This window comes from Paraburkholderia ultramafica, assembly GCF_902859915.1.
In the GTDB taxonomy this organism is placed as follows: domain Bacteria; phylum Pseudomonadota; class Gammaproteobacteria; order Burkholderiales; family Burkholderiaceae; genus Paraburkholderia; species Paraburkholderia ultramafica.
In genome coordinates, this window is sequence record NZ_CADIKK010000028.1 from 85,637 (window position 1) to 106,586 (window position 20,950).

A 20,950-nucleotide genomic window follows, 5' to 3' on the forward strand; every position below is an offset into this window, starting at 1 on the left:
CCTCCACCGGCGATTCAGGATGCTACCTCGATCGGTATGGTCGTCTCTGCAATCGGTCGCTGATCGTCCTTGAACGCTCGATCGTTGTAGCGATTCAGGTCGTATATGAGCGTGGCGCGCACAGTGTAGCGGCCACCTGCGAGCTTCGGACTCCAGTTGAGAATGCGCTCTTCTCCGGCGCGGATGATGGTTTCGTGCGGTCCTTGCGCGTCGGCCTGCATCGTCGCGACCGGATGCGGACCCTTCCTGTCCTCTTCGAGGAATGCCCGGTCGTCCGGTCGCCCAAGCATCCAGGGCGCGAACATCCACTCGTTGGACGCGACGACCGCGCCTCGCGCGTCGATCACCTCTGCCTTCAGATACACGGCCCGGCGGTTCGATCCCGTGGGCACCGAGTGCCCCGCACCGACGTTGGTCACGTGAAACGCAAGCTCTGCTTTGGCGTCCTTCGTCTGCACTATGTCCAGGTTCAGAGCGCTCGAAACGCGCTGAAAGGAATGACCGCCGGTCCAGATGTGCCGCGCGACGATCCGCGGGGGCAGGTCGAAATCTTCGGCGAGCTTACGCACAGTCCGCGGCATGTGGCAGTCCTGGCATTGCTGCGTGCCGAGACCAGCCTTGATGAAGTCCTCGCGCCATTCGAGGAACGTCTGTGTCTGTTTGCCCGGAATGCGCTTGCCTTCGGAGTGGCAGTAGGCGCACGCAACCGAGGTCCGGATGTCCGGATCGGCGACGGTCTCATGCGGCGCGACCATCCCGTACGGCCCGCGAATCTTGCCGTCCGGGGTAAGGTGGCATGAAGCGCAGGTGAGACCGCGGTCCTGATTAGCCTGGCGCGGTACAGGCTTCTCGATTGTCGCGCTCATCTTGTCCGGATAATTGAACGCTGCCGGATAGTGGCAGACGTTGCAAATCTTCCCGTTTTCTTCATGACGCCTCGCTTCGATCGGCCACGGATCAATGCCTGCGACGGCATGCGCCGTGGCGGACTGCGAGGCATTCGCAGGAAGATTCAGGAGCGCCTGCGAGGTCGGCAGCAACTTCATTGCTGGCCAGGACAAATCCGATCCAGCGCCTTCGGAAGACTCACGGTATATCGCTTTGTGGCACGCCCCGCACGTCTCGGAGGGGGTGGCCGTGCCTTCGGGGAACCCCAGCTTGTTGCTGCCGGACATGGCGCGTCCCTGCGTCGTGTCGGCACTCGACACTACGCCTGCGCCGATCACCAACGCGGTGGCCACGGCGACTACGCGAACAGTTCTGCCAAACATGATGGCCCTCGACTTGCGTTTTCCGACCACGGTTACGACAGACAGACATTCACCTATATCAAGCTACATCTACGGATGACCGGCGTCAATGTCGGTTCCCCTATCACCACCTGCGCAGCGCAGCTTTGTTCAGATGGGTGTGAGTTTCCTTATCGCAGACGCAGCTAAGGACGGAGGCGGAATAACTGGCGTGGTGCCGGCCTGCGAGCGCTTCGGTTGCCCGATGCATCCGGCAGCGCTGCCAGAGGCTGGCGGGGCGCCTGGCCCGGGGTGAGACGGTGACAATCATAGTACGACAGTACCGGCATGAGCTTCGATCGGGCCAGTGAATGGCACGAGAAGAAATACGGCAAAAAAGCAGCCCTCACGCCCTGGCGCAAGGTGCACCTGTCGATGCCGACATGAATGTGCACGGCATCACAGTAACCGACTTCGGGGTGTCCGATAGCGAGGGCATGAATGTCGTCGTGCCCGGCGATGTGCCGCTAGCTCGGGTGATCGCTGACGGCGCGTACTACAGCGTTTGACTTCTGACGTGAAGCGGGTTGCAGCATCCGCTTAGGTACTTCGTTGACAGGGTAATTGCTGCATCTGATTCTGCCCTACGTTGAAAGCACGCAATTTGCCTCCTATGATAAGTGCAACGCCAACGTCATCCATGTCCTATGTTTATCGAGGCCTTGGCAGGGCGAGGCGCGCGCGTTCGCTGCCGCGAGCATGGCAGTCCGGTAAAACCAGGTAAAACCCGCCCCTATACTGCATGCTTTCGCTAACTTGACCAAACCGGGCCGCACGCATCGCATGTCCAGAAGCAGCAGCAATCAGCAGGTCCCCGGCCGCTGAGTCGGCCGCAGCAGATAGGCAGTATCGAAAGAAGAGCGCCACACGACTCTTCCAAGGGTGTGACAAACGACATTTAGAAACCCTATCCCTACGAGGCCAGTCGTGCATCGCAGAACCGTCGGATCTTCGATCCTGTTGCTGATTTGCGCCCTATGCACCCTGTGTGCGCGGCCGACCTGCGCGGCTTCGAACGATACGCCTGCGCCTTCCGCGATGGACGAGAAAATGCATGCATGCACGGGCTGTCATGGCACGCAGGGCCAGGGGCGCGACAACGATTACTTCCCGCGTATCGCCGGCAAGCCCGCTGACTATCTGTTCAACCAGCTGACGGCATTCCGCGACGGCGGCCGCACGTATCCGCCGATGCGCTATCTGCTCGCGTTCCTGTCCGACGAGTATCTGTGCAAGATCAGCAAGTACTTCGCCGACCTGCAGCCACCGTATCCCAACCAAGACACCAATCCGCTGCCGCAGGCTACGCTCGACTACGGCAAGCAGCTCGTCATGCACGGCGACTCCAAGCGCGGCATCCCCGCCTGCGCCGCATGTCACGGCGCGCATCTGACGGGACAAGAGCCGGGCATCCCAGGACTGCTCGGCCTGCATGCGAGCTACATCGTCCGACAGATGGGCACGTGGCGCTCGGGCACGCGTGACGCGCTTGCGCCGGACTACATGCATTCGATTGCCGTCAAGCTGAACGACAAGGACATCACGGCCGTTTCGAGCTGGCTCGCGCGCCAGCCGCCTCCCGCCGATACGCGTCCCGAGTGGCGGCTGCCCGGCATGCTGCCATTGGCATGTGGGATCCAACCGGAATGAAGACCCTCTCCTTTCGCTCCGTGAATCACATGCGACGCGCCGTTCGCATGACGATACCGGTTGTGGCAGGCGCGTCATTCGCGCTTGCCGCCTGGGTGCTGCAAGCGCCGCTCGCAGCTTCGGCGCATGCCGCCGAAACGGCCACGGCAACAGGCGCCTATACGCGTCCCGCGCTCGTCGTGCGCGGCGAATACCTTGCGCGCGCGGGCGACTGCATCGCGTGTCACACCGCGCCGCGCGGCAAGACCTTCGGCGGCGGCCTCGCGATGGAAACGCCGTTCGGCACGCTCTATACGCCGAACATCAGCCCCGACAACGAGTACGGCATCGGCAAATGGACGGCCGACGACTTCTTCAAGATGATGCGCACGGGCAAGAACCCCGACGGCAAGCTGATCTACCCCGCCATGCCGATCGCGCAATACACGAAGGTCACGCGCGAAGACTCGGACGCGATCTTCGCGTATCTGAAGTCGCTGCCGCCTGTCCATCGGCCCAACCGCAAGCATGAACTCCGCTTTCCGTTCAACCAGCGGCAACTGCTGCTCGGCTGGCGCTCGCTATACTTCCGCGAAGGCGAGTTCCAGCCGAACCCGGCGCGCTCGGTCGAATGGAACCGCGGCGCGTATCTGGTCGAAGGGCTCGGCCACTGCACGCTGTGCCATACAAAGATCAACCTGATCGGCGGTTCGTGGAAGAGTGACCAGTTCGCTGGCGGCCTGATTCCGGTGCAGAACTGGTACGCACCGTCGCTCACGTCAGACAAGGACGGCGGCCTCGGCGACTGGAGCATCAAGGACATCGTCGATCTGCTGCAGGCGGGCAATTCCGATCGCGGCGCGGTGTACGGCCCGATGGCTGAAGTCACGTATCACAGCCTGCAATACATGACCGACGACGACGTGAAGGCGATGGCGGTCTACCTGAAGACGCTGCCCGACAACGACCCCGGCCGCAAGAGCGGCCCGCCGGCGACGGTCGAACCGGCGATCTTCGAGAATGGTCAGCATATCTATGTGACGCGCTGCGCGACGTGCCACGGCGAGCGTGGCGAAGGAAAGTTGCAGCACTATCCGCCGCTCGCCGGCAACCAGTCGATCGAAATGGACTCGGCGGTCAACGCGATCCGCATCGTGCTGAATGGCGGCTTCCCGCCCTGCACGCGGCGCAACACGGAGCCCTATGGCATGCCTCCGTTCGCGCAGAACCTGAACGACGCCGACGCGGCCGCTGTCGTCACGTATATCCGCACGGCGTGGGGCAACCACGGCCAGCCTGTGACGGCCCGGCAGGTCAACGAACTGCGCAAGGCCCCGCTGCACTAGCGGACATCGCTCGCGCAGACCCTGTCCTCGGAGATATGTCAGATGGACCCTAACGTTCACTCCGTCGACCACGACGGCAACGCTTCCGACGAAGAAGTCGAACGCATCGTCGCCCAAGGACCGGATGGTGCGATCGCGGTCGCGGGCGTCGCCGCCGTGGTCGTGCTGGCGATCTGGATCGGCTTCTACTTTCTCGTGTTTCTGCCGCGCGGCGTCATTCACTGATCATGTCGAGCCAACCTCCCTACTCCCCGGACGGCGGTCACGCCGTCTCCGTGCGATCCGAAAAGCACTGGGCCTACTTCGTCAGCGCGATCATCCTGTTTATGCTCGTGGTCATTGTGTACTCGGGCCTGCACTGGGCGATGATGCCGCCGTCGCGCGTCGAGACCATCGACCCGACACGCCTGCAGATGTCGGGTGAATTCGTCGAAAACAATCTGGGCAGCGCCGTCGAGCCCGACGGGTCCGTCGTCGTGCGCTTCATCGCGCAGCAGTACTCGTTCACGCCGCAATGCCTGCTCGTGCCCGCCGACACTCCGATCACCTTCCGTACGACGAGCGCCGATGTCGTGCACGGCCTGCTCATCACCGATACGAACATCAACACGATGGTGGTGCCCGGCTACGTCGCGACGTTCTCATCCTCCTTCGACAGGCCCACTGAGCACCTGATGCCCTGCCACGAGTTCTGCGGGTTCGGCCATCAAACGATGTGGGCGCACGTGAAGGTCATCGACAAGGCTGCTTTCTTCGAACAGGTGAAACAAAACCGGAGGCTCAGCTGTGTTTCACGCTAAGCGACTCGTTCTCGCGCACTTCTGGCTCGCGTTCATCGCGTTCGGAATTGCGCTGCTGCTGGGCGCATGGCAAATGCTCGTGCGCAGTCCGCTGCATCCGTGGATCGGCGATCCTGAGCTGTACTACCGCTCAGTGACGGCGCACGGCACGGTGATGGCCTACGTGCTGCCCACCCTGGTCGCGATGGGCTTCGGCTACGCGATCGTCGAACTCGCGCTGCAACAGGCACTGGTCGGCCTGAAGTGGGCGTGGGCCGGGTTCATCATGCTGGCGATCGGCGCGGTGATGGCGATGGTGCCCGTCGCGGCGGGCCAGGCGTCGGTGCTGTTCACGTTCTATCCGCCGATGATCGGCAGCCCGTTCTATTACCTCGGCGTCGTGCTGGTGGTGGTCGGCTCGTGGATCTGGGTCGCGCTGATGGGCATCAATCTGCATATCTGGAAGCGCGCGAATCCCGGCAAGCCGGTGCCACTCGCAATGTATGCAAACGTGGCGGGCGCGTATCTGTGGGCATGGACGGCCGTGGGCGCGGCGCTCGAAATCCTCCTTCAGATCCTGCCCGTCGCGCTCGGCCTGAAATCCACGATCGACGCCGGCCTCGCGCGCGTGCTGTTCTCGTGGACGCTGCACGCGATCGTCTACTTCTGGCTGATTCCGTCGTATATCGCGTACTACACGCTGGTGCCGCGCGCGATCGGCGGCAGGCTCTACAGCGATTCGATGGCGCGCGTCGCGTTCATCCTGTTCCTCGTGTTCGCGATGCCGATCGGCATTCATCATCTGTTCGTCGATCCGCAGGTCGGCTCGGGCTTCAAGTTCGTGCAAGCCGTCTTCACCGGCATGGTGTCGGTGCCGACACTGCTCACCGTGTTCACGATCTGCGCGTCGGTCGAAATCGCCGGCAGGCTGCGCGGCGGGGAGGGCGCATTCGGCTGGCTGAAGGCGCTGCCGTGGGACAACCCGATGATGCTCGTGATCGCGTTCTCGTTCATCATGCTCGGCCTGGGCGGTGCGGGAGGGCTCATCAACATGAGCTATCAGCTGAACGAGACCATCCACAACACGCAGTGGATCACCGGGCACTTTCACCTGATCTTCGGCGGCGCGATCGTCATCATGTACTTCGCGATTGCGTATGAACTGTGGCCGCAACTGACGGGCCGTGCGATCGGCTCGCTGAGGCTGATCCGCTGGCAACTGTGGCTGTGGTTCCTCGGCATGATGGTCGTCACGCTGCCGTGGCATTACGTCGGCCTGCTCGGCGCGCCGCGCCGGATGGCCTACTACGACTATAGCGATCCCGCGATTGCGCCGCAAGCGTTCTGGGTAGCCGTATCGGCAGTCGGCGGGCTGATTTTGGTGATCTCCGGGCTGCTCTTTCTCTACATCCTCGCGAAAGCGCAGTTCGGCGTGATCGAGCAGCCGAAGCCGTTCCGCTTCAGCGCGCCCGTGCATCCCGTCGACCGCGTGCCTGTCGCGCTGAACGGCTTCGGCCTGTGGGTCGCGCTGATGATCGGCCTGACGGTCGTGAACTACGGCGTGCCGATCGCACAACTGCTCGGCTTGCAGCAGACATCGGTGCCGGCCGTCGCAGTGGGAGCAAGGTGATGAGCGACGAACGCGTATTCAGCTTGAGGAACCGGTGGTTCACGTCGAGCGTCGGCGGCGTTATCGTGATGGCGATCGTGTCGATTCTGATCGGCTTCGTCTGGCTGCCGTCGAGGCATCCCGACTTCACGCAACGCGGACTGTGGGCAACCATCTGCAGCGCGGCGGGCGTGCCGTCGTCGTGGTACACGCAAAGCGAGAACATCGCGGGGCCCGCGCCCAGCGATGTGATCGTTATACCACCTCCGCCGCCATTGGGACGCGAGCGTCCCGACGCCCTTTCGGTCGGACGCGGCGCGACGCTCGCGCAGAACTGCTCGATGTGCCACGGCGTCGAAAGCCTGATTCAGGTCACGGCGCCCGTGCTCGCCGGGCAGTACGCGGACGTGATCTACAAGCAGTTGCGCGACTACCAGAGCGGCCAGCGCGCGAACTCGATCATGCCGCCGATCATCCACAATCTGAATGACCGCGATCTGCACGATCTCGCGAACTACTTCTCGACGCTGCCGCGCCCGCCTGCCGTCGAACGAGGCACGGTCAAAGACGCGAGTATCCGCAAGCTCGTCAACGAGGGCTCGCCGATGCGTAATATCGCGCCGTGCGCGGCATGTCACGGCGAGCGCGACCGCAAGGGTTCCGCGCCGTGGCTCGGCGGCCAGTCGTCGGTGTACATGGCGGCGCAACTGCGCGCGTTCGCCAATGGCGATCGTCACAACGATATCAACGAGCAGATGCGCAATGTCGCGCGCAACATGACACCGGAAGAGATTAGCGGCGTGGCAAAGTACTACGCGGTGCGGCCGTAGAAGCGGTCCATAGGATAACTGGCGATGCTGATTCCTCAAGACCGACAATAGGTGCCGTATTCCAGCGGTTGTCCGGGCAATGATGTGAACAGTGCGTCAACTGGAAAAATCACGGCATTGTGCTGGAAGCCGGCCAGCGCCTGACGCGAGACTGCGTCCCCAGCACCTGTGGGGATTCACCAAGGTACGCTATCGCGGGCTGGCAAAGAACGCTAACTGTGCTTTTGTAGCGCTGGCCTTTTGCCCTGACGCTGCGGAACACGCTGGCGCGGTCGCTGTACAGCGCCACCCGCTTGCCGTAACGCTCCAGGTACGCGCGTATGGCCTCAAAGTAGCTGAAGGTCGATTCGGTTGCCGTGAAGTGCAGATGCATCAGCCAGCTCGTCGCGTCATCGACGTACACCAGCAGTGTGCAGGCCGGCGCACGGTCCTCGAACCGGCGGTGGTCGCTGCCTTCGATCTGGATCAGCTCATCCAGGCACGCACGCCGCGCACGCGGCTGGTACACCTTCGGCGGGCGCTGGGCGCGCGGAATCCACAGGCCCGCATCGCGCATCCATCGTCGTACTGTCTCTTTTGCCAGCCAGATGCCGTGGCATTCAGCGAGCTTCTCGCACGCCAGCGTCGGCCCGAAATCGGCGTAGCGTTCGCGCACCAGTGCCATGGCCCGTGCCCACAGATCGACTGGCAGTTCCCGGTTGCTCGGCAGCCCACGCCGGCCCGATACGAGGCCTGCCGGGCCTGCGGCCTCATAGCGCCGGCACAGCCGGCTGATCTGCCGCTCGCTGAGCTGCAGCCGCTCAGTCGCCTGAAAACACCGCAGGCGGCCTTCAACCACCGCCTCGATGACCTTGACCCGTTCGAGTTCGCGCACGCTTGCCGTGATCAGCTTGCCGTGATCGCTGTCTCAAGCAACATCATGTCCGAGGAGGGGAGATCGGCCCGTCCCCAGTACTGGGTGGTCGGATGCCGGTGCATGAACTGCAGCACGGTATCGGCTGCCTGGCGCAGCAGCCGTTCATCGGCAATGCGGCGCATCATCGGTCGGATCGCCTCGGCCGCCAGCTCGGGCACCATGCGTGCGATGTCGGCGGCAGACATCGAAGTGCCATGCGCAAGGATGGCGGCGTAGACCATCAGCAATTCACTGCGCGAGCGCGGCTCGCGTTCGAGCAGGAGCCAACTGAAGCGAACCTCACTGTCGACCTGCAGGATGATCTCGGGCAACTGTCCGTCGGGGCGTGACGCGAACGGGGCCCGACGCAGGTCCTCGACGGCCTTGTGTTCTGGCTCCGCTTTCAGGAAATCGAGATGAACGGCGCTGTCGACGCGGACCTCACCGCGTTCGACGGCTTCACGCAAACGCTCAAGGCCTTCATCGAGATGCCTGATGACGGGCTCGAGGAAAACCTTCGGATCCTGCGGCAAACCCAGTTGGCCGTAGAAATGATTGCGCTGGCGTTGCCAATCCTCAACGGGTATCAGCAGCATGCCGAGGCTGCAGAACGAGAAGCTGTGTTCGACATAGACCGATCCATTGCGCAATGCCACGCGCAACGCAAAGAGCGTTGCCCATTCGAAAGCGATCAGCGCATCGCTGCGGTTCTCGCTGGCGATCATGCGTTGCCAGGCACGGCCAAGCGGGATCTCTGGGTCCGGCGGCAGCTCGACTGCCTTGTCCTCGTAGAGTTTGTGCAGCAATACGAGCGCATCCATGACCGGATGCGCTGCTTGCGCTTGGAAAGGCAGGTCCAGCAGCTTTGCGAGCAATGCCCGGCACCACGCGGCGCTTCGAGACGAGTTGTGTGCGCATGAGGCTCGTGCGGCTGGGTACATCCTGTTCGAGCGCGGCATCCGCCAGTTCGCACACTTGTTTGACGAGCGCATCGCGCGTCAGGTCCTTGTTGCCTGCGAGCGTCTTGACTGCCGTAGCGAAATCCCGCAACTGCGCCTTCAGGTCTGGGCGCGAGGCCGCCACCCGATCATTTGCCGTCCGGATCGCCTTGCGGACCCAGTCGCCGAGCATCGATAGTAGCTGGTCGGTTGCGGAGCACAGTGCGTAGCGTATGAAACAGGCAGCCTCGAGCCGTCGTATGGCCGGCTGGATACGGTGACTCACCGAAGATTTGCGGTTCGCGCACCGGCGCGCATAATGCCCACGGACGGCGCTCCTGAAATGCCGGCGAGTCGATCCCGGTCAACGACACGTATTTCGCGCCAGACCATGCGACGAGGATCGTCGCCGCCAGGGGCGCTGCGGCTGAATTTTCGCGAACCATCAAGCGATGGCGTTGCAGTCTGCGATCGCGACCGCCCAGCCGGGCGATTTCCGATTGGGAATAAAACGGACGCTTCAGTGGTATTGCTCTTGAAACCAGCGCTGGAGGCGCACCGGGCAAACCGGCGGTTTTCATCCTGATCCCAGACGAGGAGGCACCATGTCGTCAGATCTTCCTTCCCAGCCGTCGCGCCGCAGCGCCCTGAAATGCCTCGCCTTCGGTGGTGCGGGCACCCTGTATGTCCTGGCCGGAGGCGTCTTCACGCCCATGGACCTGGCCCTTGCTGCCAGCACCGAGGACAAGTCCGCGATATCAGGCGTGCCGCTGTTCCTGCAAATCAGCGACTCGCATATTGGCTTCAACAAGGAAGCCAACCCCGACGTCGCGGGTACGCTCAAGCAGACGATTGACTACGTCAATGCCATGCCGGTGAAGCCGGCGCTCGCAATTCACACTGGCGATATCACCCATCTTTCCAGGCCGGAGGAGTTCGATCTCGCAAGCCAGTTGCTGTCCGGGCTGAGCATCACCGAGTTACACACCGTGCCCGGCGAGCATGACGTGACGGACGGGCCGCAGGGCGAGTACTTCAAACGCTTCGGCCAGCAGTCCGACAACCGGGGCTATTACAGCTTCGACCATAGCGGCGTGCACTTCATCGCGCTCGTCAATGTGCTGCATTTCACACCAAACGCGCTGGGCAGCCTGGGCGAAGACCAGCTTGCGTGGCTGGAAAAAGATTTGAAAGGGCGCTCGGCCAGCACGCCTATCGTCGTGTTTACCCACATGCCGATGTGGACGCTTTACGCACCGTGGGGTTGGGGCACCGGCGATGCGGGCCAGGCCATGGACTATCTGAAGCGGTTCGGCTCGGTCACCGTCATCAATGGTCATATTCATCAGATCGTATCCAAGGTGGAAGGCAATATCACGTTCCATAGCGCGCGCTCGACCGCCTATCCGATACCGACGGCCGGCAATGGCCCTGGACCCATGCCGCTGACGGTGCCGAGAGATCAGTTGCCGAAGATGCTGGGCGTCACCAGCATCAGGATCTTGCGCCACCCCCTCGCGGCGAAGCTCTCCGACACGACCCTCGCCTGACTTCGACTTTCGCTCACTGCACAAGGAGCCAAACCATGGCATGCAGTCTCTTTCGTCGCGCGTTTGTCCTCTCCGGGGGCGGGATGCTCATGGCGGCAATGGTCGGCGGGTTACCTGCCGCGCAGGCGCAGGCGCCCAACGAGGTTGTCATCATCAAGAATTTCATGTTTTCGCCGATGGCCCTCACGGTCAAGGCGGGCACGACCGTAACCTGGAAGAATATGGACGGCGAGCCGCACATCGTCGTCAACGATGCCGGCATATTCCACTCCGCCGCGCTCGACCAGAACGATACGTATCAGTTCAGGTTCGACAAGCCGGGGGTGTACAAGGTGTTCTGCGGCATCCATCCATATATGAAGGCGACCATCACGGTCCAGTAAGCGCGTTCAGGTGAGTAAGAGGCTTGACCGGGATTCGTTAAAAATCCGCCACATCTCAGTCTAAGCAGCTGATTTGAATGCAAAATCGATGGTCGGATCGAGCGGCGGAACGGGGCGTAGGAGATCCAGCAGATAGTCCCCAAACCGGTTGATGTGTTCCCGTCGGTACGGCGACAGCACCTTGAGTACTTCGGCGTCAACCGGATGCCCTTTCGCCTGCAGTTCCTTCAGTTTGCGCGACATCCACTGGACGTTGTACAGGATCACCATGTTTGCGACGAGGTGGTTGTACTTGATCACCTTGCGCTGCTCGTGCCGGACGTTTTCGGCAATCACGCCTTCGCCACCAAACATCAGCCACTGCGCGAAGTCGTTGAACTGCTCGCTCTTGTTGGTTGCCGCGTGAATCGTGCGACGCAGCTCCGGCTCATTGAGATAATTCAGCAGGAACAGCGTACGGATCACGCGGCCCAGTTCCCGAAACGCGAAGTAGAGCTTGTTTTTCGTGCTCTCCGAGCCGAGGCGGCGCAGGATTGTCGACGGCGTCATCCTGCCCGCTTTGATCGACACCGCAACGCGCATCATGTCGGCATAGTGACGTTCGATCATCGCCCAGTCAATCGCCTGACGGCACAAGCTGTCGATGTGCTTGTATTTGCGCCGCCGGTCAGCCTTGTACAGCACGAGATCCTTGATGTTGCGCATGCGCGGCATCAGGTTGATGCCCACCACGTACGACAGACCGAAGACCGGACCGCTTTGCGCCTGCGTATCGCCATGGATCGTATCGGGCTTGACGTCTGCGCCGTTCAGGATCAGCCCATCGAGGATGTAGACGGCTTCGTGGACACCGCACGGGATGAAGTGACTGAACAGCGCGATGTACATGTCGGATACGTGATAGTAGCCGATCCCGCCGTATCCCCCATAGCGAACGTGATACTCGGACAGCAGGTTCTGCTCGTACAGGCTCCACTTGGTGCCGTCGGCCGACGCGCGCTTGCCGCTGCCCCAGTATTTCGGCAACGCGAACTGGTTGTACGCGTTGATCACCGTCACGTTCGCCTTGTCGAGCCGCTCCTCCGTGACGTGTTTCAGGTTCAGCCAGGCGACCTGTTTGCGAGTGAGCCCTTTCACCGAGCGCGCCGTCTGGCTCGGCCCCAGGTTGCAACCGTAGCAGAACAGCGTCGTGATGAAACGCTTGCGCGGATCGTCGATCTTCGCGTCAAACCCGGATAGCGGTCCAAACAGTTTATGCAGGTCGAGCCACTGCTCGGTTTCGGTGAGGAGATCCAGGATGCTGAGCTGTGGCATCGATGCCGTGATGGCCTGATCGATCAGCGTGCGGTTCGGCGGCTCGGGCTCCTTGCCCGGCTTGTGGATGACGAGTTCCTCATTGACGAACTCGATGCTGTCGTTTGCCGGGAAGTTCGCATCGGCCTCGTCGAGCGCCGCGTTCAGCCTGTCTCGCAGATCCTTCGCGAAGCTCTTGCCGTCGGTGGGCAAGCCCACGATCTCGCAGTAGCGCGGCAGTTCACGCCGGAATTCCTCGTCGGTGACCTGATGCACCCGATAATCGTCGAAGCGGTCGCTGCCCTCCACATAGAGGTCGCCGGAATTGAGTTCCCGCATGATCTGGCTGAAGACACCCAGTTCGAAGAACCGGCGGTGCAGCATCCGGCTGTCCCGTCCGTGCGGGAACACCGCGCGCTCCCACTTCTCCGGCAACCAGTCCAGCGGCAGGTTCGCGAAGTCGTTGTCGGTCAGCAGCAGGTATTCGCGGTGCGCGTTGCGGAAACCTTGCAGCCACGCGAGCGCAACCAGCACCGCGCGGTCCTGCGAGCTCGATTGCAGCGGCAGCACGTCCAGACACTGGAGCAGCAGCGAGCGCTGGGTGCGGTACGGCACGAGCATAAACGGCAGATCGAACTGCCCGGCATAAGCGATGTGCTCGTTGCATTGCGCGAGCGCTTCGGCTGGGTCGCCGAGCGACTCGCGGATTTTCGGTAACCGCTTAGGCTCCGGTACACCCTCATCCTGGAGAATCTGCAGGACGTCCCGGAACTGCCCGACCAGTCCCTCCAGCATACCGGCGTGTTCAAGCTGGTATTTTTGCAGCCGGACCTTTGCGTAGGACTCCAACTTGCGCACCACCTTGATGAAGATCTCGGCAACATCATCAAGCGCCTTCTGCAACTGCGCCTGGATGAACAGCACCGCGAGCGTATGACGCTTCGCGGTCTTGAGCGAACGCAGTTCCGCGACGTCGAGCGCCCGCGCTTCGGTGACCAGTTGGGCCCGCTTGCTAACAGACAGGATAGAGGGTGGCGCCGGCAAGCCTTCCGCCAGTTTCCTGATCCCGTTGATATGTTTGAGGAAGCTGGCGATCGCCCGCGCGGCGGGTCGCTTCGGCTCCTGTTTCAGATCATCCCAACCGGACTTGCCGGCCTTGACGACGAGAAGCGCGTCGATGCGTTCGACGAGTGCTGCATCGAGTGCGCCGGTGATGGCCCCATAGATCGCCTCGTTGTGATCGTTGCGCGCCTGCGTGGCGATGCGCTGCAGCGTCGCCAGCGGCGGCAACTCGTACCGGCGCCGGACCAGTTCCTCGATCAGCACGTTGATAATATCGGGCAGTTCGATCTTTGTCCGGGCTTCCGCCGACGCCAGTTCAGCAAGCGACGCCGCCTCACTCGCTTCGAACGCCCGGATGTCAAGCCAGCCGGGCAGCAGTTTCTGGTGACGGATGCGGGTGCCCGACACGTCATACCGTGCGATCGCCGTCCGGGACAGGGCGCGGGCGCGCATCGACGTCCGGATGTGATCGACAATGGCGGGCGGTACCTCCACGAGCATCGGGAAGTAACCGAGACGCTGCAGCAGCTTCAACTGCACCATGATCAATACGGCGGAGGCTTCCTGCCGGGATTGCCGGCGCACGAAGCGGATTTCCGCGGCGCTCGGCGTGAATGCCGCTTTCAGCTCCGCCGCGCCCGGCTCAGCCGGCAGCACCGGATAGATGGTCTCGTGGACAGTCGTCACGTTGGCTGCCGCCGCGCAAAGATCTGCTCGATCTGCCGGGTACGCTGAACTTCGTCGTCGTCCAGATAGATCGAGGTCGTCGTGATCGACGCGTGACGCAGGTTGTCGCGCACAGTCGTCAGCGTGGCGCCCTGTGCGAGAGCATTTGTTGCGTGCGTGTGGCGCAGCCAGTGTGGCGTCGCGCGCTGCAGCTTGTCGGCGAGTGCCGGATGGTCGGCCCGAATTGCGTCGGCGGCGGTCTGGAAGAACCGGCGCAGCACCTCCCTCAGACGCGGCGTGGTGATGCCGCCGGGTTCGTCGAGATGGCCGAGCAGCGGCGTATCCGGTGCCCAGCGGGCGCGGCTCACGGGCAGGCCGCGCTGCATCAGGTACTGGTCCAACGCAAATCGTGCGAGCGGCGGCAGGACCACCTTGCCAGCCTTCGCCCCCTTACCGGTGAGGTGAAGCCACCGCTCACCGCGCGTGCCGGTCATGATACCGCCGAGTGTAACGCTGACCAGTTCGCCTGCGCGCAGGCCGGTCGCGTAACCGAAATCGAGCAGAAAGCGCAGACGCTGTGCGGCGGGAACCGCCCAGCCATGCGACCATTCCAGGCCATCGGCAATCGTGCGGATCAGCTCCCACTCTCCCGCCGTAAAGGCGCGCGAGATGTCCAGCTCCCCATTGCGCTGCGCGCCGCGCACCCTGAGGCCGCCAAACGGATTTGCGAGCACGTAGCGCTGCTCGATCAGCCAGCGAAACATTGCACTCAGAACTGACAGCGCATAGGCGATGGAGTCTGGCGACAGCGCGCCCGTGAACGGCCGCCATTCGGACGACGATCGCGGACGCGCCGGCGCGACCCACCGGGCGCGGGGTGTGGGATGGCGCAGGAAGGCACGATAAGCGGTCGCATCCTCGCTCGTGAGCGAAGACAGCGCGCGGCCGCGCTCGGCAATCGCCCACAGCAGCAGGCGCTCGGCTTCCCGGCGATAGGCACGCTGAGTTTCGGCGGCTTCGTGCCGGTCGAGCCAGGCGCTGATCGCCTGATAGTCGTTATCGGCCTCGAGCGCGCACATCGGCTTCGGTGCGCGGAAGGCGCCACGCGAGCCGTCGACGTCATGTGGCACGTGGATGTTTTCCCACGGCACCACGGGCCCCGGCGTCGCCACCACGATCAGCGCGCGGGCGCGTTCGGTGAGCACTGGGTGGGCGGCAAAGAAGGTTTCGATGTGCCGTGCGCTGCGCACGCCGAGCCCGGGAATCGTGCGCCACCAGCGCCGGCGACGAGGGATGCGCACAGTCAGATCAGCCAGTGTCCGGATGCCATGCTGTTGCAGCACGGGGACAACACGGGCCGGCAGCCAGACATCGACCGCATCGCTCACCTGCGGTTGCGGGATCGCAAGCGTTGGCAGGATATCCAGCGCCCGGGTCGCGGCCTTGCGGTGACGGGACCGTTCGCCCACCGCGCACTGGAACAGCCGGGCCAGATCGGCGCGATGCCGGCTGAGGGCGAAACCGGCGAGCTGTCGACGAATTCGTCCGATCACGCCGCGCGCCGACTGGCCGCCTTCGAGCGCCTGCGGACAATAGCGCTCAACGGCCTCCCGCGAGCCAACGCCCGCGTACCACGCTCGCAGCGCAGACAGGGACGCGGTGTCAGGAAAAGATGGTGGCGACGGAACGTTCGGCATCCGGAGATTATAGGCAACGTGATGGCAATGGAGCTGCAGGTCAGGTGTGGCGCGTTTCCCGACATGGGAGTTTTATCCAGAAATGTAGCCCTATCGATAATAAGGGTTAGCGATATAGACGCGTGAAAATTCGTTGGTGTGCCGACCGTCAGCTCGATCCACATGTCGAACCCATCGGGTAAAATGCGGGCAGCCGTTACCTTCCCACACCTTCAGCAGAAACTCGACCCATGGCCAGGACAAACTTGCGGTCCGTCAGCATTGCACCCGATCACGACAAACCCGCCTTGTCGAAAGGGCAAAAGACGTTCAATTCGCTGATCGGGCAGATCGAAAAGCGCCGCAAGCAGCTTCGCGCCTGGGAAGCCGTTACGCCCACCTTCCAGCAGCGGTATGTCAACGATCTCTTGCCGCTTGAGCAAACCTCGACCGCGCTGCAGATCCGGATGGTGCATTGCCTGGATCGGGCCTACGGACAGAAGGACCTGACCAAAACAGAGCGTCGCAAGATGGCCGCCATGATCACCGCTCTGGCGGGCGATCTGATCAATGACGACGAGGACTTGAAGGCCATTTACAACAAGTACAGCCCGACCGACTACGACAGCGAAACCGCTGCAGAACTCGACGGCATGAAATCGGTGCTGGAGGCCATGCTCGGTGTTGATCTCGGCGATGACCTGGACATGAGCTCTCCCGAAGACTTGCTGCAACGTACCCAGGCGCACATCGAACAAAAGCAGGCGGAAGCGGCAACCGAAGCTGCGGCGCGAGAAGCGCGAGCTACCCGGAAAAAGTCACCCAAACAGCGTGCCGCAGAAGCTCGTGCGCATGAAGAGCAGGCGCAGATCAGCCTTTCTATCCGCGAGGTCTACCGCAAACTGGCCAGTGCTCTGCACCCCGATCGCGAAGCTGACCCGCAGGAACGCGACCGGAAAACCAGACTGATGCAACGCGTCAATGAGGCCTATAACAAGCACAACCTACTGCAACTGCTGGAGTTGCAACTCGAACTGGAACATATCGATCAGCATTCGATCAACAGCATCAGCGAAGACCGGCTCAAGCACTACAACAGGATCCTGAAGGAACAGGTGCGCGAACTGGATCAGGAAATCGTCCACGTCGAGTCAGCCTTTCGCTACGCATATGGAATCGATCCTTTCGAACCTGTCTCTCCAGACACCGTCCTGCGAAATCTCGCCGTTGATCTCAAAGAGCTGCGACTCCACATTCGAACCCTTGAACAAGATCTTGTCGCGTTCGAAGACATCAAGAATCTGAAGCGCGCGTTAAAAAACGTCAAGCTCGTGTCGGCTCGAACCGACTTTGACTCCATGCCATTCTAGCTAGATAGGTCCTGCCAGCCCAATCTGATAATCCGTTTTTCTTATTACGATCAATAGCTTAATCCGAGATGTGGCGGATTTTTGCCGAATCCCGGCCGCACCTCAGTAATGCTGCGGCCGAGTGTCGCAGGTTTTACAAGTTATGCGACACGCAAGCCGGAGACGACGGTGCTCGCGAACGACACTGCGAACAGCAGATGCCCAATACTCATGTCCGAATTTGGCCAGAATCCAGACGGCAGTTCGTTTAAAGTTCGAGGCATGAACCTCGATCCCGACACGTGCTATCAGACTTTGCTTTCGCGGGATCGCCGCTTCGACGGCTGGTTTTTCGTGGCGGTATCGTCCACGGGTATTTACTGTCGGGTTGTCTGTCCTGTGCGACCGCCTAAGCCGCAGAACTGTTCGTTCTTCCCAACGACCGCGGCGGCCGAAAAAGCGGGCTTTCGCCCCTGTATGCGATGCCGACCTGAACTGGCTCCGGGAAACGGCTTGCTGGATGTTTCCAGCCGACTGGCAAAGGCAACCGCATCGCTCATTAGCGACGGGTTTTTAAACGAAGCGACCCTCGAAGACCTGGCGAACCGAGTCGGCGTCACTGAACGGCATCTACGACGCATCTTCGCCGCCGAATATGGCGTATCCATGGTTGAGTTCGCCCAAACGCAACGCCTCCTTTTGGCAAAGCGGTTGTTAACCGATACAGCGCTTCCTCTCGCTACCGTTGCATTCACCGCCGGATTCGGAAGCGTCAGACGGTTTAACGATCTATTTTTAAAGCGGTATGGATTTAGCCCCCTTCGATTGAGGAAAGGAGCTAGTGTCTCGGTCAGTGAAAACTTGTCATTCTTACTGGGATATCGCCCACCATTCTCGTGGTCTGGGGTGCTGGATTTCCTATCGCAGCGCCGAATTTCCGGTGTCGAACATCTGGCCGATGAGGTGTACAACCGCACGGTAGAGATTGAACACAGCAAAGGCCGGATCGCCGCCTGGGTCAGCGTGAGGAACGTCCCGGAGCGACATTCGGTTGAGGTGACTGTTCCGATGACCCTTGCGCCTGTCATTGGACAGGTCCTCGGCAGGATAAGCCGGCTGTTTGATCTAGGTGCCAGGCCGGACCTTATTGATGCGCAACTCGGTGAGCTTGCCGCTGAACTGCCGGGCATGCGCGTTCCCGGCACATTCGACGGGTTCGAAATTGCCGTGCGGGCGGTCGTCGGACAGCAGATTTCGGTTGTGCACGCGCGGGCGATTCTGTCGCGAATCGCAGCTCGTTATGGAACTGCGATCGCCGAAGCACCTGATGGCCTTGCCACAACATTTCCGTCCGCAGCTACGTTGGCCCAATTGCCGGCGTCGGCGCTAGTCAGCGTTGGAATGACGGGCATTCGAGCGGAAGCAATCATTTCCATCGCCCAGGAAGTAGCAGCAGGGCGCATCGTTCTAGAGCCTATGGCGCCGCTTGAGGAGACGCTTTCGATGTTGCATAAGATTCGCGGCGTCGGGGAATGGACCGTTCAATACATCGCGATGCGGGCGCTTGCATGGCCCAACGCTTTTCCGGATGGTGATGCAGTTTTGAAACGGCAACTCGCCCAACCCGATTCATCCAAGCTCAAACAGCACGTTGCCCGTTGGGAACCTTGGCGCGCATACGCGACGCTCCACGTCTGGAGGCAATCTGAAGGGAGTCGCAAATGATCCCCTGCTATCGCGTTTCAAGTCCACTCGGCGAAATCGTTTTGCGTGCTGAAGATGATTTTCTAACTGGCTTGTTCTTCGTTGGTCAGAAGCATTTTCCAACCCTTTCCATTGTCACTGTTCACCAACGTTTGCCCACAGTCATTCAACAGGCTAGAGAGCAGTTGGCCGAGTTTTTTTCTGGTGAACGCCGGGTATTCACGGTGCCATTCTATCTCCGAGGAACGGCTTTCCAGCGGCTCGTCTGGCAAGAATTATCGGCGATTCCCTATGGGACGATCGCTTCCTATGGGGCTATAGCGCAGCGGATAGGTCTAGCGAGCGGTGCGGCTCGCGCTATCGGAAGCGCCAGTGGCAAAAACCCGATATCGATCATCGTGCCCTGCCACCGCGTTATCTCATCGACCGGCGATCTAGCGGGCTATGCAGGCGGCATCGAACGCAAACAGGCACTGCTCGTAATGGAGCGTCGTGGCTTCCCCCACGTTACATCTCACTGACAAAACAAAGTTGACTCTTATGAACGTCATTGAACTGATCACTCTGGCCGCAGTATGGGGCGCGTCGTTTCTATTTATGCGCGTCGCCACACCGGAACTCGGCCCAATTCCGCTAATCGCCCTGCGCGTCGGCATTGCGGCGCTCGTACTGCTACCGTTTATGCGATCGGCTGTGGCACGCGGCCAATTCAGAGCCAAGGTCGGTCATCTCTTGGTCGTCGGCCTCACCAATTCGGCAATTCCGTTTTGCCTTTTGGCCTATTCGACCTTATCAGTGAACGCCGGAATGGATTCGATCCTGAATGCGACAACCCCATTGTGGGCTGCGCTGATTGCCAGCATCGGATTTCAAGTGTCGATGGGAAGGCAGCAGATTTTCGGCCTGCTGATCGGCTTTCTGGGCGTTATCGTCTTGGTACGCGATACCCTCGTTGCGGGTATATCGGGCGTGCCGTTGGCAATAGGGGCCGCGCTCGTCGCCACGCTGTTCTACGGGTTCGCTGTGAACTACTCCAAGCGTTACTTAGCCGGTGTGCAACCGTTCGTGGTCGCTTTCGGGAGCCAGTTCTTCGCCTCAATTGTGCTGGTGCCGCTGGCATTATGGCTGTGGCCAGCGCGCTCGATCTCGGTGTCGACATGGGGATGTGTCGCGGCACTGGGAATTGTCTGCACTGGCTTTGCGTATGTACTATTTTTCCGCCTCGTGGAAAACGTAGGGGCTGCGTATGCTGCGTCAGTAACTTTTCTGATTCCCGTGTTCGGGATAATTTGGGGCGCTTCCTTCTTGGGCGAAAGGATTACGCCGATGATGTTTGCAGGAGGTGCGATTGTGCTGCTCGGCACGGCGATCACGAGTGGGAAAATATCATGGCGACTATTCCAAAGGGCTTAAGCAAACATTCGGTCGCTGCCGTGCATGACATGACTGCCGCAATGAAGTGGAGAACTGCTGGATCCCGATCCCGTTCCTTGTCGGTGTACAGCACATTGCCTGTGCGGGTGAAGAGAACTTTCTAACGCGTCGCGTCGTTTTCGAGATGCGGAGACTCTCAGTGACGCTACATCGCAGTCTCGCTTACGGGGGGCTCTCATGCCGCGCCGCTCTATCCTGTCCGTCACGGAACGCGATAGCTTACTTGCCCTGCCGGACACCGAAGACGGATTGATCAGGTATTACACCTTCAGCGATTCCGATCAATCGTTGATCGGGCAGCGACGCGGCAATCTGAATCGCCTGGGTTTCGCCATCCAGCTCTGCTTGCTTCGCTACCCGGGACAAGGCTTGGCGGCCGATGCTGTCGTGCCGTCGTCGCTATTACAGTAAGCGCCTCGCCTGGACCGTTCAGGTTTTTCTGGACTAAGCGATGTGAAGCGGCACATGCTATCTCCTTTGGGCATTTTGCGTTACCCGGTAACGGGTCCGGATATATC

The 20,950-nt window shown here is 61.3% G+C and carries 16 protein-coding genes and 3 pseudogenes; 14 read left to right on the forward strand and 5 right to left on the reverse strand.

Annotated features, from left to right (window positions below; all coding sequences use genetic code 11):
* Positions 1–14 precede the first annotated feature (14 nt).
* On the reverse strand, positions 15–1,271 hold the full coding sequence (locus tag HV744_RS26095; RefSeq protein WP_175152260.1) for a hypothetical protein: 1,257 nt from the start codon (positions 1,269–1,271) through the stop codon (positions 15–17).
* 329 nt (positions 1,272–1,600) lie between these two features.
* On the opposite strand from HV744_RS26095, the gene HV744_RS26100 reads away from it, so the two are divergent.
* The 7 genes from HV744_RS26100 (at position 1,601) to HV744_RS26130 (ending at position 7,482) form a co-directional block, all read left to right on the forward strand.
* Positions 1,601–1,798, forward strand: a complete 198-nt coding sequence (locus HV744_RS26100) for a hypothetical protein (RefSeq protein WP_175152261.1) — start codon at positions 1,601–1,603, stop codon at positions 1,796–1,798.
* A 418-nt stretch (positions 1,799–2,216) separates the two neighbouring features.
* The gene (locus HV744_RS26105; protein ID WP_175152262.1) at positions 2,217–2,939 is read left to right on the forward strand and encodes a c-type cytochrome; all 723 of its coding nucleotides are present in this window, start codon (positions 2,217–2,219) and stop codon (positions 2,937–2,939) included.
* A gap of 47 nt (positions 2,940–2,986) precedes the next feature.
* A complete protein-coding gene (locus tag HV744_RS26110) occupies positions 2,987–4,264 on the forward strand; it encodes a c-type cytochrome (protein ID WP_425497835.1) in 1,278 nt (425 codons plus the stop codon).
* Between the two features lie 42 nt (positions 4,265–4,306).
* Positions 4,307–4,489, forward strand: a complete 183-nt coding sequence (locus HV744_RS26115) for a hypothetical protein (protein ID WP_175152264.1) — start codon at positions 4,307–4,309, stop codon at positions 4,487–4,489.
* Positions 4,490–4,491: 2 nt separating this feature from the next.
* Positions 4,492–5,064, forward strand: coding sequence for a cupredoxin domain-containing protein (locus tag HV744_RS26120; RefSeq protein WP_175152265.1), 573 nt, complete (start codon positions 4,492–4,494; stop codon positions 5,062–5,064).
* Positions 5,051–6,673: a b(o/a)3-type cytochrome-c oxidase subunit 1 gene (locus tag HV744_RS26125; RefSeq protein WP_175152266.1), complete on the forward strand. Its 1,623-nt coding sequence runs from the start codon at positions 5,051–5,053 to the stop codon at positions 6,671–6,673. The genes HV744_RS26120 and HV744_RS26125 overlap by 14 nt, the downstream gene beginning before the upstream one ends.
* Positions 6,673–7,482, forward strand: a complete 810-nt coding sequence (locus tag HV744_RS26130; RefSeq protein WP_175152267.1) for a c-type cytochrome — start codon at positions 6,673–6,675, stop codon at positions 7,480–7,482. The genes HV744_RS26125 and HV744_RS26130 overlap by 1 nt, the downstream gene beginning before the upstream one ends.
* A 244-nt stretch (positions 7,483–7,726) precedes the next feature.
* Here HV744_RS26130 and HV744_RS26135 read toward each other — a convergent pair.
* Positions 7,727–8,371 (reverse strand): annotated as a pseudogene (locus tag HV744_RS26135) (ISNCY family transposase); the annotation flags it as partial.
* 5 nt (positions 8,372–8,376) lie between these two features.
* A pseudogene (locus tag HV744_RS26140) lies at positions 8,377–8,955 on the reverse strand (Tn3 family transposase); the annotation flags it as partial.
* 965 nt (positions 8,956–9,920) lie between these two features.
* Between HV744_RS26140 and HV744_RS26145 the strand changes: the two are divergent.
* Positions 9,921–10,865 carry a metallophosphoesterase family protein gene (locus HV744_RS26145; RefSeq protein WP_175152269.1) on the forward strand — a complete coding sequence of 315 codons (945 nt, stop codon included), beginning with the start codon at positions 9,921–9,923 and terminating at the stop codon, positions 10,863–10,865.
* Positions 10,866–10,954: 89 nt separating this feature from the next.
* Positions 10,955–11,248, forward strand: coding sequence for a cupredoxin domain-containing protein (locus tag HV744_RS26150; protein ID WP_425497838.1), 294 nt, complete (start codon positions 10,955–10,957; stop codon positions 11,246–11,248).
* Between the two features lie 60 nt (positions 11,249–11,308).
* On the opposite strand, the gene HV744_RS26155 is transcribed toward HV744_RS26150, so the two are convergent.
* Together HV744_RS26155 and HV744_RS26160 are read right to left on the reverse strand one after the other, a co-directional pair.
* A complete protein-coding gene (locus HV744_RS26155; protein WP_175152271.1) occupies positions 11,309–14,290 on the reverse strand; it encodes a Tn3 family transposase in 2,982 nt (993 codons plus the stop codon).
* Positions 14,287–15,966: a phage integrase family protein gene (locus HV744_RS26160; protein ID WP_175152272.1), complete on the reverse strand. Its 1,680-nt coding sequence runs from the start codon at positions 15,964–15,966 to the stop codon at positions 14,287–14,289. Before HV744_RS26160 ends, HV744_RS26155 begins: the two co-directional genes overlap by 4 nt.
* A 230-nt stretch (positions 15,967–16,196) precedes the next feature.
* On the opposite strand from HV744_RS26160, the gene HV744_RS26165 reads away from it, so the two are divergent.
* From HV744_RS26165 to HV744_RS26185, 5 genes and pseudogenes are all read left to right on the forward strand, one after another.
* On the forward strand, positions 16,197–17,315 hold the full coding sequence (locus HV744_RS26165; RefSeq protein WP_175152273.1) for a J domain-containing protein: 1,119 nt from the start codon (positions 16,197–16,199) through the stop codon (positions 17,313–17,315).
* A 261-nt stretch (positions 17,316–17,576) separates the two neighbouring features.
* Positions 17,577–19,019 (forward strand): DNA-3-methyladenine glycosylase 2 family protein, encoded by a 1,443-nt coding sequence (locus HV744_RS26170; RefSeq protein ID WP_175152274.1) that lies wholly within the window; start codon positions 17,577–17,579, stop codon positions 19,017–19,019.
* On the forward strand, positions 19,016–19,519 hold the full coding sequence (locus HV744_RS26175; protein ID WP_175152275.1) for a methylated-DNA--[protein]-cysteine S-methyltransferase: 504 nt from the start codon (positions 19,016–19,018) through the stop codon (positions 19,517–19,519). Before HV744_RS26170 ends, HV744_RS26175 begins: the two co-directional genes overlap by 4 nt.
* A gap of 19 nt (positions 19,520–19,538) precedes the next feature.
* Entirely contained in the window at positions 19,539–20,411 is an 873-nt protein-coding gene (locus HV744_RS26180; RefSeq protein WP_175152276.1) for a DMT family transporter, read from the forward strand.
* Positions 20,412–20,609: 198 nt separating this feature from the next.
* Positions 20,610–20,840 (forward strand): annotated as a pseudogene (locus HV744_RS26185) (DUF4158 domain-containing protein); the annotation flags it as partial.
* Positions 20,841–20,950: the final 110 nt, after the last annotated feature.

Excerpts from the sequence above, each read along its gene's own strand:
- HV744_RS26160 (WP_175152272.1), bottom strand. The coding sequence starts at position 15,966 with ATGCCGAACGTTCCGTCGCCACCATCTTTTCCTGACACCGCGTCCCTG.
- HV744_RS26120 (WP_175152265.1), top strand. The coding sequence starts at position 4,492 with ATGTCGAGCCAACCTCCCTACTCCCCGGACGGCGGTCACGCCGTCTCC.
- HV744_RS26100 (WP_175152261.1), top strand. The coding sequence starts at position 1,601 with ATGGCACGAGAAGAAATACGGCAAAAAAGCAGCCCTCACGCCCTGGCG.
- HV744_RS26145 (WP_175152269.1), top strand. The coding sequence starts at position 9,921 with ATGTCGTCAGATCTTCCTTCCCAGCCGTCGCGCCGCAGCGCCCTGAAA.
- HV744_RS26180 (WP_175152276.1), top strand. The coding sequence starts at position 19,539 with ATGAACGTCATTGAACTGATCACTCTGGCCGCAGTATGGGGCGCGTCG.
- HV744_RS26130 (WP_175152267.1), top strand. The coding sequence starts at position 6,673 with ATGAGCGACGAACGCGTATTCAGCTTGAGGAACCGGTGGTTCACGTCG.
- HV744_RS26110 (WP_425497835.1), top strand. The coding sequence starts at position 2,987 with ATGACGATACCGGTTGTGGCAGGCGCGTCATTCGCGCTTGCCGCCTGG.
- HV744_RS26150 (WP_425497838.1), top strand. The coding sequence starts at position 10,955 with ATGGCGGCAATGGTCGGCGGGTTACCTGCCGCGCAGGCGCAGGCGCCC.
- HV744_RS26170 (WP_175152274.1), top strand. The coding sequence starts at position 17,577 with ATGAACCTCGATCCCGACACGTGCTATCAGACTTTGCTTTCGCGGGAT.
- HV744_RS26095 (WP_175152260.1), bottom strand. The coding sequence starts at position 1,271 with ATGTTTGGCAGAACTGTTCGCGTAGTCGCCGTGGCCACCGCGTTGGTG.
- HV744_RS26115 (WP_175152264.1), top strand. The coding sequence starts at position 4,307 with ATGGACCCTAACGTTCACTCCGTCGACCACGACGGCAACGCTTCCGAC.
- HV744_RS26165 (WP_175152273.1), top strand. The coding sequence starts at position 16,197 with ATGGCCAGGACAAACTTGCGGTCCGTCAGCATTGCACCCGATCACGAC.
- HV744_RS26175 (WP_175152275.1), top strand. The coding sequence starts at position 19,016 with ATGATCCCCTGCTATCGCGTTTCAAGTCCACTCGGCGAAATCGTTTTG.